Source organism: Sphaerisporangium sp. NPDC004334 (assembly GCF_053602655.1).
The window spans coordinates 318414-331620 of sequence record NZ_JBSGDZ010000004.1 but is presented as its reverse complement, the minus strand read 5'-3'; the positions used below and the strand labels follow the sequence as shown (position 1 = coordinate 331620).

Below are 13207 nucleotides of genomic sequence, written 5' to 3'. Positions count from 1 at the left end.
CCAGGGAGTCCCCCGCCGGGCGGGTCGTTGACCCGATGCTGGTGGATTCCTTACCGAGACGCCTGCACGGTCAGAGTGTCACCGGCGGCGTCCAGATCGACGATGACCTGGTCCCCGTCGTGGATCTCGCCGGACAGCAGGCTCTTGGCCAGCTTGTCGCCGATCGCCGACTGGACCAGCCGCCGCAGCGGCCGGGCGCCGTACAGCGGGTCGTACCCGGTGAGCGCCAGCCAGTCGCGGGCGGCCGGGGTGACGGTCAGCGTCAGCAGGCGGTCCGACAGGCGCCGCGCCAGCCGGGCGACCTGCAGGTCGACGATCTGCGACAGCTCCTCCGAGCCGAGCGCGTCGAACAGGATCACATCGTCCAGCCGGTTGAGGAACTCCGGCTTGAACGAGCCCCGCACCGCCGCCATGACCTTGTCGCGCTTGGCCACGCCGTCGAGCGCCGGGTCGACCAGGTACTGCGAGCCGATGTTGGAGGTCAGGATCAAAATTGTGTTGCGGAAGTCGACCGTGCGTCCCTGGCCGTCGGTCAGCCGCCCGTCGTCGAGCACCTGGAGCAGGATGTCGAAGACCTCGGGATGGGCCTTCTCGATCTCGTCCAGCAGCACCACCGTGTACGGCCGCCGCCGCACGGCCTCGGTGAGCTGGCCGCCCTCCTCATAGCCGACGTACCCGGGCGGGGCGCCGACCAGGCGGGCGACGCTGTGCTTCTCGCCGTACTCGCTCATGTCGATGCGGGTCATGGCGCGCTCGTCGTCGAACAGCAACTCCGCCAGCGCCTTGGCCAGCTCGGTCTTGCCCACGCCGGTCGGGCCGAGGAACAGGAACGACCCGGTCGGCCGGTCGGGGTCGGCGACCCCGGCCCGCGCCCGGCGCACGGCGTCCGACACCGCCTGCACGGCCTCACGCTGGCCGACGAGCCTGCGCCCGAGCTCCTCCTCCATGCGCAGCAGCTTGGCGGTCTCGCCCTCCAGCAGGCGCCCGGCGGGGATGCCGGTCCAGGAGGAGATCACCTGCGCGATGTCGTCGGCGCCGACCTCCTCCTTGACCATCGCGTCCTCGGGCTGGGCCAGCGCGCCGGCCTCCTCGACCTCCTTCTCCAGGCGCGGCACGTCGCCGTACATCAGCCGGGAGGCCGCCTCGAAGTCGCCGTCGCGCTGGGCGCGCTCGGCGGCCGAGCGGGCCTCGTCGAGCTGCTTCTTAAGCTCGCCGACCCGGTTGAGCCCGGCCTTCTCCTTCTGCCAGCGCACGACCAGGGCGTCGAGCTCCTCCTGGCGGTCGCCGAGCTCCTTGTGCAGCTTGTCCAGGCGCTGGACGCTCGCCTCGTCGGTCTCCTTGGCGAGGGCCAGCTCCTCCATCTTCAGCCGGTCGACGGCGCGCTGAAGCTCGTCGATCTCCACCGGACGCGAGTCGATCTCCATGCGCAGGCGGCTGGCGGCCTCGTCGACCAGGTCGATCGCCTTGTCGGGCAGGAAGCGGGCGGTGATGTAGCGGTCGGAGAGCGTGGCCGCGGCCACCAGGGCGCCGTCGGAGATCTGCACCTTGTGGTGGGCCTCGTAGCGGCCCTTGAGCCCGCGCAGGATCGCGATGGTGTCCTCGACCGACGGCTCGCCGACGAAGATCTGCTGGAAGCGGCGCTCCAGCGCCGGGTCCTTCTCGATGCGCTCGCGGTACTCGTCCAGGGTGGTCGCGCCGATCATGCGCAGCTCGCCCCTGGCCAGCATGGGCTTGAGCATGTTGCCGGCGTCCATCGCGCCCTCGGCCGCGCCCGCGCCGACCATCGTGTGCAGCTCGTCGATGAAGGTGACGACCTGGCCGTCGCTCTCCTTGATCTCGGTGAGGACGGCCTTGAGCCGCTCCTCGAACTCGCCCCGGAACTTGGCGCCCGCCACCATCGCGCCGAGGTCCAGGGACACCAGGCGCTTGCCGCGCAGGCTCTCGGGGACGTCTCCGGCGACGATGCGCTGCGCCAGCCCGTCCACGACGGCGGTCTTGCCGACGCCGGGCTCGCCGATGAGCACGGGGTTGTTCTTGGTGCGGCGGCTGAGCACCTGCACGACGCGGCGGATCTCGTTGTCCCGGCCGATCACCGGGTCGAGCTTGCCCGCGCGGGCCAGCTCGGTGAGGTCGACGCCGTACTTCTCCAGCGCGCGGTAGGTGTCCTCGGGGCTCTCGCTGGTGACCCGGGCGTGCCCGCGGACCTTCTCGAAGGCCTCCAGCAGGGCGTTCGGCGTGGCGCCCTGCGCCTTGAGCAGCTCGGCGACGCGCCCGCCGTCGGCGGCCAGGCCGACCAGCAGGTGCTCGGTCGACACGTACTCGTCCTCGAGCTGCTTGGCACGGGCCGCGGCCGTGTTCAGCGCCACCAGGAGCTGGCGGGAGGACGACGGCGCGCTCACCGTCGAGCCCTGGGCCTTCGGGATCTGCTCCAGCTGCCGCTCGGCCTCGGTGCGCAGCCGCTTCCAGTCGGCCCCGACGGCCTCCAGCAGGTGGACGGCCGTGCCGTCGGTCTGGGAAAGCAGGGCGGTGAACAGATGGGCCGGAGCGACCTCCGGGTGGCCTTCGGCGGCGGCCCGCCGGACGGCGGCCGACAGGGCGTCCTGGCTCTTACGCGTGAGCTTGTAGTCCATGCCTACCTTGCCTTTCTCGCATGGCGGATCGCCCGGCGCTCGCCGGCCGCGGCGGTGCTGCCTCGCTCCGCGCGGTGCTGCGTCGCTTTGCGCAGTGCTGCGTCGCTTCGCTATATGTGCGCCACCGCCCGGGGCGCCGATACGGTGCCCGCGGGGTGGAGGAGATGTCGTCGCGCGGCCCGGGAGGGTGCTCACCGGGACCGCCGCGGCCGTGCGCTCTCCCGCTCACGCGGGAGGAAGCTGGTACTGGATCAGGGCGCGGATCATCGCCATCTCGCTCCTGAGACGGCCGAGCTCCTCGCGCATGCGGAGGTTCTCGGTCTCCAGGGCGAGGATGCGCTTGATGCCCGCGAGGTTGATGCCCTCCTCCTGGGACAGCCGCTGCACCTCGCGGAGCATCACGATGTCCCGGGTGGAGTACAGGCGGCCCCGCCCCGCCGTCCGGCCGGGACTGACCAGGCCGAGACGGTCGTACTGCCGGAGCGTCTGCGGGTGCAGCCCGGAAAGCTGAGCGGCCACCGAGATGACGTACACCGGAGTGTCGTCGGACAGGTCGAAGTAGTTGGCGTCCATCGGCGTCGCCTCCTTTCGGGGCTACTCGGTTCTCGCCTGTCTGAGCAGTTCGGCGCGGGGGTCCACGCCGTCGGAGACCGCGCGGAACTCCTCCAGCGCGTTTCTCTCCTTGTCGTCGAGGCGCTGGGGCACCACCACCTCGACAGTGGCCAGCAGATCACCCTTGGTGCCGTCCTTGCGGGTGACACCCCGGCCGCGCACGCGGAACGTGCGGCCGTTCGGGGTGCCCTCGGGGATGCGCAGTGTCACCGGCATGCCCTGGAGCACCGGCACCTTGATCTCGGCGCCGAGCGCCGCCTCGGCGAACGTCACCGGGACGGTGATGGTCAGGTTGTCGCCCGACCGGCCGAAGATGGCATGCGGTTTCACGTGAATCTGGACGTACAGATCGCCGGCCGGGCCGCCGTTCTCGCCGGGCGCACCCTTGCCCTTGAGGCGGATGCGCTGGCCGTCGGCCACCCCGGCGGGGATGCGCGCCTGGAGGGTGCGGGTGCTCTTGCCGCGGCCGCTGCCCTCGCACACGGGGCAGGGGTCGTCGACCAGCAGGCCGCGGCCCTTGCAGTCGCGGCACGGCTCGGAGAAGGCGAAGTTGCCGAGGTTGCGGCTGGCGGCGCCGGTGCCCTCACAGGTCGGGCAGACCCGCGGGGTCGTGCCGGCCTTGGCGCCGGTGCCGGTGCAGGCCGGGCACGCCGAGGAGCTGGTGAGCCGCAGGGCCACCGTGGTGCCGTCCACGGACTCCATGAACGACAGGGTGACCTCGGACTCGATGTCCTGCCCGCGGCGGGGACGGCTCGTGGTGGTGGTGGAGGTGCGCCCGCCACGGTTGAACAGACCGCCGAACAGGTCGCCGATGCGCTCGCCCGTGCCGCCGCCCTGCGCCGTGCCTCCGAAGAGGTCGCCGAACTCGAACGGGAACCCGCCGCCGCCGCGGGGGGCGCCGCCCCCCGCGTATCCGCCGAGACCGGACCCGAACAGCGTGCGCGCTTCGTCGTACTCCTTGCGGCGCTTGCTGTCGGACAGGACGTCGTAGGCCTCCGAGACCTGCTTGAACTTGGCCTCGGTCTCGGTGTTGCCCTGGTTGGCGTCCGGGTGGTACTTCCTGGCCAGTCTCCGGTACGCCTTCTTGATCTCTTCGGCGGTGGCGGTCTTCGACACACCAAGGACGGCGTAGTAGTCCTTCTCCAGGTAGTCCTTGGTGCTCATCTATCGCTTCCTTCGTGACCCAAAGGGATGATCGCTCAATTGTCCTCGGACTCGGCCGCCGCCGCGCCCGCTCCGTCCGTTTCGGAGGAGGTGCGCTCGGAGGACTCGGGCTCCTCCGGCTCGGCGACGGCCACCCTCGCCGGGCGCAGGACGCGCTCGCCGATGCGGTAGCCGGGCTGGAGGATCTCCACGCAGGTCGGCTCGGTGACCTCGGCCGAGTAGCTGTGCAGGAGCGCCTCGTGCACGGTCGGGTCGAACGGGTCGCCCTTGGCGCCGTAGGTCGAGAGCCCGAGCTTGCCGACGGCGCTCTCGAGCGCCTCGCTCACCTTGGCGAAGCCGCCGGTGAGCTCGCCGTGGTCGCGGGCCCTGCCGATGTCGTCGAGCACGGGCAGCATCTCGGTGAGCACGCTGGCCACCGCCTGCTCGCGGACCGTCACCCGGTCGCGCTCGACGCGCTTGCGGTAGTTGGAGTACTCGGCCTGGAGCCGCTGGAGGTCGGCCGTGCGCTCGGCGAGCTGCGCGGCCGCGCCCGCGTCCTGCGGGGCCGCCGCCTCGGGCGAGGCGGGGGAGGGCGTGTCGGCCGCCTTCCCCGCCCCCTGGCGCACCTCCCCCGTCTCGGGGTCGATGCGCCGGTTGTCGCGGATCACCAGGCCTTCGTGCTCGCTCCCAGAGTTCGGGGACGTCACGCGGCACCGCCCTCCCGCTTCGGCTCGTCGTCGACGATCTCGGCCTCGACGACGTCGTCGTCGGCCTTGGCGCCGCCGTCGGCGGCACCGGTGGCGCCGGCCCCGGGGGCCCCGCCCTCGGCGCCCTGCGACTGGGCGTAGATCGCCGAACCCATCTTCTGGCTGACGGTGGCGAGCTTCTCGGCGCTGGCGCGGATGGCGGCGGAGTCGCTGCCCTCCAGCGTCTTCTTCAGCTCGCTGAGCGCCTCCTCGACCTCGGTCTTGACCTCGGCCGGGACCTTCTCGTCGTTCTCGCGCAGGAACTTCTCGGTCTGGTAGGCCAGGCCGTCGGCGTTGTTGCGCGTCTCGGCGTCCTCGCGGCGCTTCTTGTCCTCCTCGGCGTAGGACTCGGCCTCGCGCATCATGCGCTCGATGTCGTCCTTCGGCAGCGCCGAGCCGCCGGTGATCGTCATCGACTGCTCCTTGCCGGTGCCGAGGTCCTTGGCGGAGACGTTGACGATGCCGTTGGCGTCGATGTCGAAGGTGACCTCGATCTGCGGGATGCCGCGCGGCGCCGGGGCGATGCCGGTCAGCTCGAAGGTGGCCAGCTTCTTGTTGTAGGCCGCGATCTCGCGCTCACCCTGGAAGACCTGGATCTGCACCGACGGCTGGTTGTCCTCGGCCGTGGTGAAGACCTCCGACCGCTTGGTCGGGATCGTGGTGTTCCGCTCGATGATCTTGGTGAAGATGCCGCCCTTGGTCTCGATGCCCAGGCTCAGCGGGGTCACGTCCAGCAGCAGGACGTCCTTGACCTCGCCCTTGAGCACGCCGGCCTGGAGCGCGGCGCCGATGGCGACGACCTCGTCAGGGTTGACGCCCTTGTTGGGCTCCTTGCCGCCGGTGAGCTCCTTCACCAGGTCGCTGACGGCGGGCATGCGGGTGGAGCCGCCGACGAGCACCACGTGGGCGATGTCGGAGACCTTGATGCCGGCGTCCTTGATGACCTGGTGGAACGGGCCCTTGCAGCGCTCGAGGAGGTCGGCGGTGATGCGCTGGAACTCCGAGCGGGTGAGCTTCTCCTCCAGGTGGAGGGGGCCCTCGGCCGAGGCGGTGATGTAGGGCAGGTTGATCGAGGTCTCGGTCTGCGACGACAGCTCGATCTTGGCCTTCTCGGCGGCCTCGCGCAGGCGCTGGAGCGCCATCTTGTCCTTGGACAGGTCGACGCCGTGGGCGTTCTTGAAGCGGGTCACCAGCTCGTCGACGACGCGCTGGTCCCAGTCGTCGCCGCCCAGGTGGTTGTCACCGCTGGTCGCCTTGACCTCGACGAAGCCGTGGCCGTCCTCCTGGCCGACGTCGAGCAGGGACACGTCGAAGGTGCCGCCGCCGAGGTCGAAGACCAGGATGGTCTGGTCCTTGTCCTTGTCGAGCCCGTACGCCAGAGCGGCGGAGGTGGGCTCGTTGATGATGCGCAGCACGTTGAGGCCCGCGATCGTGCCGGCCTCCTTGGTGGCCTGCCGCTGCGAGTCGTTGAAGTACGCGGGGACGGTGATCACCGCGTCGGTGATCTTCTCTCCGAGGTAGGCCTCGGCATCCGTCTTGAGCTTCTGCAGGACGAAGGCGCTGATCTGCTGCGGGGAGAACTTCTTGCCGTCGATCTCGACGGACCAGTCGGAGCCCATCTCACGCTTGACCGAGCGGATGGTCCGGTCGACGTTGGTGACGGCCTGCCGCTTGGCCACCTCGCCGACGAGGACCTCTCCGTTCTTGGCGAAGGCCACGACCGACGGAGTCGTGCGCGAGCCCTGCGCGTTGGCGATGACGGTGGGCTCACCGCCCTCGAGGATCGAGACGACGGAGTTGGTCGTCCCAAGGTCGATACCTACCGCACGTGCCATGAGTACGTCCTTGTAGTCAAAGTTGAGTCCGTATGACTCAATCGTAATCCCGCTCGACCCTTTGTCAAGCGAGTTGAGTCTGCTGGGCTCAACCCTACGCGCCCCCTCACCTATTCCGCGCACACGGGGGCTCGGGACGCGGACTTCTCGGGACATGCTCCGGTCCGGCCCGGCCTCTTCCAGGTCTCCTAGGGAGGGATCAGCCCTTGGCGCCGTCGACGATCTCGCGGTGGCCGAGGGGCTTCTTCAGCTTGACGGTCGTGGACTTCTGGACCGCGATCTCGATGCACGCAGTGTTCTCGGCGCCGCGCGCCTGACCCTCGTACAGGGTGATCGTCACGCGCTTCGCCGTCTCGCGCACGCCGACCCGGTCGAGCACCGAGCAGGGCTCCACGCCCGACCACCAGATCACGGTGAGCCGGCGTCCGTCCCGGGAGGGGCGCACCTTCTCCCAGCGGACCTTGCGCGGGTGCACCGTCGGGCCCTTGGGGCGCGTGGGGGAGGGCCCGGCCGCCGGGGCGGCCGGCGTGGTCACCTGCGCCGTGCCGGCCGGCGTCGATACGGCGTCATCGGGAACCCCGCTCGCACTGGTCGTGGGCGCCGGCGCGCCGCCGCACGCCGCCGCCAGGAACAGCCCCACCGCCGCCAATGTGGTCCTCATCGTCCGCATACCCCTTCGACGTACTGGATCTCCCCGCGGTTCGGGCCGCGCATGCCCCCGCCTCGACGCGCACGTCGAGGCGGGACGCGAAAGGACCCCCGGCCTGGGTGGCCGGGGGTCCTTCCGTTGGGGGGCTTCTGTGGGGCCGGCGGGTCAGCGCTCGCCGGGGACCCAGTCGTCGTCGGCGGAGGTCGGCGCGGACCGCAGGGTCGTGGCCGCCGCCGGCGGGACCGGGTCGGGGAACGGCGCGCAGTGCGCATCGGGGCCGGGCAGGCTCGCCGGCAGCGTGCCGTCGGTCAGGTACGCCTTCCAGATGTCGTCGACGCAGGCGTTGCCCCGGCCGGTGAGGCCGTGGTTGCCGCCGCCGTCCATGACGACCAGGCGCGAGGACGGGAAGCGCTTGTGCATCTCGACGCCACCCTGGTACGGGGTGGCGGCGTCCTTGGTGTCCTGGAAGAACAGGGCGTTCTTGATGGCGCGGCCGTCGATACGCGCCGGGTGGCCGCCGCGCACGGGCCACGACTGGCACTGCGCGTTGTACCAGGCGTTGCCCCAGGTCAGGAACGGAGCGGTGCGGTAGGACTCCCACCAGTCGCGGTGCCAGGTGCCCCAGTCGCGCGGCCAGCGGGCGTCGCTGCACTCCACGGCCGAGTAGACCGCGAAGCCGTTGTCGTCGCCGCTGCTGTCGCCGTAGGTGCCGTACGCCGCCACCAGCGGGGCGGTGTCACCGGCCACGTACTTGGACAGGGCGTTGGCCAGCAGCGGCCAGCGGCTCTTGAGGTAGCCGCCCGCGAGGTAGGTGTCGTCGAGCTCGTCCGGGCCGACCCTGCCCTCGGCGGGGGTGGCCTTGAGCTTGGCGCGGGTGGCGTAGAACGCCTTCTCCACGTCGGCGCCGTTCGTGCCGAGGTGGTAGGTGGCGTCGTACTTGGCGATCCAGGCGAAGAAGTCCTTGGCGCGGGCCTCGAAGGCGTGGTTCTGGTCGATGTTGGCGTCGTACCAGACCCGCTCGGGGTTGACGATGCTGTCCAGCACCAGGCGGCGCACCTTGGACGGGAACAGGGTGGCGTAGGTGGCGCCCAGGTAGGTGCCGTAGGAGTAGCCGACGTAGCTGATCTGCTTCTGGCCGAGCGCCTTGCGGATCTCGTCCATGTCCTTGGCGGCGTCCACCGTGGTCATGTGCCTCAGCAGCTCGCCGTGGGCGACGTCACAGGCCTTGGAGTAGCCCTGCATCCGCTTCACCCAGGCGGCCTCCTCGGCGAAGGTGGAGGGGACGTAGTCGGGGCGCACCGGGTCGAAGAAGTGCGGGTCGCAGCTCAGCGCCGGCTCGCTGGCGCCGACGCCGCGCGGGTCGAAGCCGATCAGGTCGTACTGCGCGGCCAGGGCGGCGCCGAGGCGGGTCTGCATCACGACGGGGTAGGCCCGGCCGCTGCCGCCGGGACCGCCGGGGTTGAACAGGATCGCGCCCTGGTAGTGGGCGGTGTCGGTCGCCTTCTTGCGGGTGACGGCGATCTTGACGGTCCTGCTCCACGGGCGGGAGTAGTCGAGCGGCACGGCGACCGTGGCGCACTCGATGCCTTCGGGCAGGTCCGCGCACTGTGCCCACTGGGGGGCGGGAGTCGTGTGGTCGGGCGCCTGCTGGGTCCCGGCCGTCGCGGGAGACGCGATCAGCGCTCCGCTCAGACCCAGGCCGGCTGTGGCCAGCGCTATGAGGATCTTCTTCAACGATCTACCCCTTCGACGCCGGCGGCTCCATCGTTGGAACCGACTTATGGCACCTTCGGGTAGATCATGCGTATAAAACGGTTATAAGACGACGGCTGTTTTCAGTTGGTTGTCAAACCGCAACATGCGGCCGCCTCCGGTGATCCGCGCCTGAACCGCCGTAGGGTGGGGAGGTCTTCCCCCATCAGCCGTCCAGTCGTCGTGCCGGGAAGGGTGCCGATGGTTTTGCGCCAGGTTCTGCTTGCTGCCTCGGGCAGCGACCGCGTGGAGAGCGTCGTCAGGAACGCCGGGGTCGTCCGGGCGCTGACGGGCCGCTACGTGGCCGGGGACGGCCCCGAGGACGCCGCCTCGGTGGCGGCGGGGCTGGTCGCCGCCGGCCTGCTGGTGACGCTGGACCATCTGGACGGGCGGGCGCGCGACTCCGGACGGGCCGCCCGCGCGGTCAAAGACCGGCTCACCCTGCTCGACGCGCTCGCCCGCCGCGGCGTCGCCAAGGGCGCCGACCTGTCGCTGCGCCTGTCGTCCCTCGGGCTCGGCCTCGACGACGACCTGGCACGCCGCAACGCCTCGCGGGTCTGCCAGGCCGCTCTCGACGTGGGCGCCACGGTGACGGTCGAGGCCGAGGAGCCGGCGATGGCGGAGGCCGCGCTGCGCGTCCACGCGGCGCTGTTCGACGAGCACCCCGCCACCGGCGTCACCGTCCTTGCGTCCCTGCGCAGCGCCGAGGAGCACTGCCGCGGGCTCGCCGCCGGCCGCGTCCGGCTCCGCCGCGGTCACGCCGACGGCCCCGTCGCCGTGACCCACCGCGACGCCGCCGCCGTCGACCGCTCGTACGTGCGCTGCCTGAAGGTCCTCATGGCCGGCGAGGGCCGGCCGGTGGTCGCCACCCACGACCGGCGGCTCATCGAGGTCGCCTCGGCGCTCGCCGTCCTGAACGAGCGCGAGGGCGTCGAGTACGAGATGTCCTACGGCGTGCGGCCGGCCGAGCAGGCGCGGCTCGCCGCCCTCGGCACCCGCGTGCGCGTGCGCGTCCCCTACGGCGCCGACTGGTATCCGCACCTGGCCCGCCATCTGGCCCGCCGCCCGGCGAACCTCGCCCTGCTGGCCCGGTCCCTGGGACGGCCGCGACCGCGCGGGAGTCGGTAGGCTTCGAGCGTTCCCGACTCCTACACGAGGTGCGCTGAGATGATCGCGATTCTCGGAACCGGCAAGATGGGCGAGGCCCTGCTGTCAGGGCTGCTGCGCGCCGGCGTCAAGCGGGACGAGATCGTGGCGACCGCCCGGCGCGAGGAGCGTGCCCAGGCGTTGCGCGAGCGCCACGGCGTGCGGGTCGTGTCCAACAGCGAGGCCGCCAAGATCGGCGAGACGCTGATCCTGGCGGTCAAGCCGCAGGACATGGCGGCCCTGCTCACCGAGATCGCCCCGCACGTCCCGGCCGGCAAGCTCGTGGTCACGGTGGCGGCCGGCATCACGACCTCCTTCGTCGAGTCCCGCCTCGGCGACGAGGTCCCGGTCGTGCGCGTGATGTCCAACACCCCGGTGCTGGTCGACGAGGCCATGAGCGTCATCTCGGCCGGCGCCCACGCCGCCGAGACGCACCTGCGGCACGCCGAGGACCTGCTGTCGCCGGTCGGCAAGGTGCTGCGCATCCCCGAGTCGCAGCAGGACGCCGCGACGGCGCTGTCCGGCAGCGGCCCGGCCTACTTCTTCTACCTGGTCGAGGCAATGGTGGACGCCGGCATCCTGCTCGGCATGCCCCGGGCGGCGGCGCTGGACATGGTCACCCAGTCGATCGTCGGGGCGGCCATCATGCTGCGCGACTCCGGGCAGCACCCGGTGATCCTGCGCGAGGCGGTCACCTCGCCCGGCGGCACCACCATCGCGGCCATCGCCGAACTCGAGCGCCACAGCGTCCGGGCGGCCTTCCTGGCGGCCATCGAGGCCGCCCGCGACCGCAGCCGCCAGCTCGCGGCCGGCTGACCCCGCCGCGGGCGCCGGGACGCCTCGCGCCCCGCCGCCCGCGCGGGCCGGTCGTCCCGGGCCGGTCCTTTTCGGTTCGGCCGCTCACACGCCGGTCGTTCCGGCCCGGTCCTCTCCGGGGCTGGAGGTGCCCGGGTCAGTCGTTCTCGGGGACCAGCCGGAGGAACTCCTCGAAGGAGATGCGGCCGTCGCCGTCGGCGTCGGCCTCCCGCTCCAGCGCGCCCAGCGCCTCGGCGGGCAGGTGCGGGAAGTGCTGGAGGTACTCGGCGTCGGTGATGAACCCGTCGCCGTCGCTGTCGATGGACGCGAACCGCTCTTTGAGCCGGGCCCAACGGGGGTCCGCGGGTGTCGCCGTCAAGAGATCTGCCTCCGGGGCGAGAAGTTACCTGGTACGGCGAACACCCTAGTTCCGACATTCCGCCAATACGACTATGGACCACCCGCAAACCGTCGTGAGGCGCCACAGCGGGGGCGGCGTAACCGTTAGGAAAGTTTGCTAATAGAGTGCCCGTGGCCGGTGGAAGGGGCGGCGGGCATGGAGGCACGATGACGGCGGCTGTGGACGGACGGCCCGCCGGGCCCGCAGTGTGGACGCGCGATTTCCGGCTGTTCTTCACCGCGAGGTCGGTCTCGATGCTGGGCACGGCCATGGTGCCGGTCGCGATGGCGCTCGGCGTCCTGCGGGCCGGGTACGGGGCGAGCGGCATCGGCTACACGCTGGCCGCCTCGACGGTGCCGATGGCCGCGCTGGTGCTGTTCGGCGGGGTCTTCGCCGACCGCTTCACCCCGCGCCGCATGATGGTCGGCGCCGACCTCGCGCGCCTTGTGTCCCAGACCGTCACGGCGGTGCTCTTCCTCACCGGCACCCCCGCGTTGTGGCAGCTCATGGCCATCTCGGCGGTCAACGGCATCGCCGCCGCCATGTTCCAGCCGGGCCTCGCGAGCCTGGTGCCGCGCATCGCCAGGGACGTCCAGCGCGCGGTGGCCACCCAGCGCACCTCCGAGTCGCTCATGCTCCTCGTCGGCCCCTCGGTCGCCGGCCTGCTGGTCGCCTTCGCGGAGGTCGGCGTGGTCTTCCTGATCGACGCCGCCGGCTTCGGCGTCAGCGCGCTCTGCCTGGCCCTGCTGCGGCTGCGCGGGGCGCCCGCCGCGGCCAGGGAGGGCACGGTCTTCGGCAACCTGAAGGAGGGATGGCGGGAGTTCCGGTCGCGCACGTGGATGTGGGGGGTGATCCTCGTCTGGGCGGTCATGGGCATCGCGGTCTTCGGGCCGGTGACCCCGCTCGGCGCCCTTCTCGTGAGCCAGGCCTACGACGCCACCGGCTTCGGCTTCGTCACCTCCGCCTACGGCGCCGGCACCATCATGGGCGGCGTCATCGCCATGCGCCTCAAACCCGCCCGGCCGCTGGCCGCCGGCGCGACGGCGCTGTTCCTGCTCGCCCTCCAGCCCCTGTCGATCACGCTCGGTCTCCCGCTGCCGGTGATGGCGGCCTGCCACCTCCTCGCGGGCACGGGGTCGGCCTTCTGGGGCGTCATGTGGATGACCAGCGTCCAGACGCAGGTGGCGCCGGAGGTGCTGAACCGCGTCCACGCCTACGAGGTGGCCGGCTCGGTCATGGCGATCCCGGTGGGCCAGGCCCTCAGCGGGCCGGCGGCCTCGCTGCTCGGCGCGGGCCAGGTGCTCACGATCTCCTCGGTCGTCGCCGTCTGCGGGTGCGTCCTGCTGCTGTCGGTGCCGGCGATCCGGCGCCTGCGCCGCGTCCCCGAGACCGCCTGAGCGGCCCTCGGAACCGCCTGAGCGCCCCCGAGCCGCCCGAGCCGGTCCGCCGGTGCTGTCCGGGCCGCCTGAGCGGTAACGGGGACGCCTCAGCGGTACTCG

The 13207-nt window shown here is 71.6% G+C and carries 11 protein-coding genes; 3 read left to right on the top strand and 8 right to left on the bottom strand.

The window, feature by feature from the left end:
• Positions 1-50: 50 nt before the first annotated feature.
• The 7 genes from clpB to ACWEN6_RS06905 form a co-directional block, all read right to left on the bottom strand.
• Positions 51-2630: an ATP-dependent chaperone ClpB gene (gene clpB, locus ACWEN6_RS06935; protein WP_452569337.1), complete on the bottom strand. Its 2580-nt coding sequence runs from the start codon at positions 2628-2630 to the stop codon at positions 51-53.
• A gap of 225 nt (positions 2631-2855) precedes the next feature.
• Complete coding sequence (locus ACWEN6_RS06930; RefSeq protein WP_354837737.1) at positions 2856-3203, bottom strand: heat shock protein transcriptional repressor HspR; 348 nt, start codon at positions 3201-3203, stop codon at positions 2856-2858.
• 21 nt (positions 3204-3224) lie between these two features.
• The gene (gene dnaJ, locus ACWEN6_RS06925; RefSeq protein ID WP_354837739.1) at positions 3225-4406 is read right to left on the bottom strand and encodes a molecular chaperone DnaJ; all 1182 of its coding nucleotides are present in this window, start codon (positions 4404-4406) and stop codon (positions 3225-3227) included.
• A 35-nt stretch (positions 4407-4441) separates the two neighbouring features.
• Entirely contained in the window at positions 4442-5092 is a 651-nt protein-coding gene (gene grpE, locus ACWEN6_RS06920; protein ID WP_354923135.1) for a nucleotide exchange factor GrpE, read from the bottom strand.
• The gene (gene dnaK, locus ACWEN6_RS06915; RefSeq protein ID WP_452569336.1) at positions 5089-6966 is read right to left on the bottom strand and encodes a molecular chaperone DnaK; all 1878 of its coding nucleotides are present in this window, start codon (positions 6964-6966) and stop codon (positions 5089-5091) included. Before dnaK ends, grpE begins: the two co-directional genes overlap by 4 nt.
• Positions 6967-7165: 199 nt before the next feature.
• On the bottom strand, positions 7166-7627 hold the full coding sequence (locus tag ACWEN6_RS06910) for a hypothetical protein (RefSeq protein WP_452569335.1): 462 nt from the start codon (positions 7625-7627) through the stop codon (positions 7166-7168).
• A 153-nt stretch (positions 7628-7780) separates the two neighbouring features.
• Complete coding sequence (locus ACWEN6_RS06905) at positions 7781-9349, bottom strand: alpha/beta hydrolase (RefSeq protein WP_452569334.1); 1569 nt, start codon at positions 9347-9349, stop codon at positions 7781-7783.
• 225 nt (positions 9350-9574) lie between these two features.
• On the opposite strand from ACWEN6_RS06905, the gene ACWEN6_RS06900 reads away from it, so the two are divergent.
• Positions 9575-10495, top strand: a complete 921-nt coding sequence (locus tag ACWEN6_RS06900; protein ID WP_452569333.1) for a proline dehydrogenase family protein — start codon at positions 9575-9577, stop codon at positions 10493-10495.
• Positions 10496-10534: 39 nt separating this feature from the next.
• On the top strand, positions 10535-11329 hold the full coding sequence (gene proC, locus ACWEN6_RS06895; protein ID WP_452569332.1) for a pyrroline-5-carboxylate reductase: 795 nt from the start codon (positions 10535-10537) through the stop codon (positions 11327-11329).
• 136 nt (positions 11330-11465) lie between these two features.
• On the opposite strand, the gene ACWEN6_RS06890 is transcribed toward proC, so the two are convergent.
• Positions 11466-11687: an EF-hand domain-containing protein gene (locus ACWEN6_RS06890; protein WP_354923147.1), complete on the bottom strand. Its 222-nt coding sequence runs from the start codon at positions 11685-11687 to the stop codon at positions 11466-11468.
• Between the two features lie 188 nt (positions 11688-11875).
• Here ACWEN6_RS06890 and ACWEN6_RS06885 point away from each other — a divergent pair, with 188 nt between their 5' ends.
• The gene (locus ACWEN6_RS06885) at positions 11876-13105 is read left to right on the top strand and encodes an MFS transporter (RefSeq protein WP_452569331.1); all 1230 of its coding nucleotides are present in this window, start codon (positions 11876-11878) and stop codon (positions 13103-13105) included.
• The last annotated feature ends 102 nt before the right edge of the window (positions 13106-13207 follow it).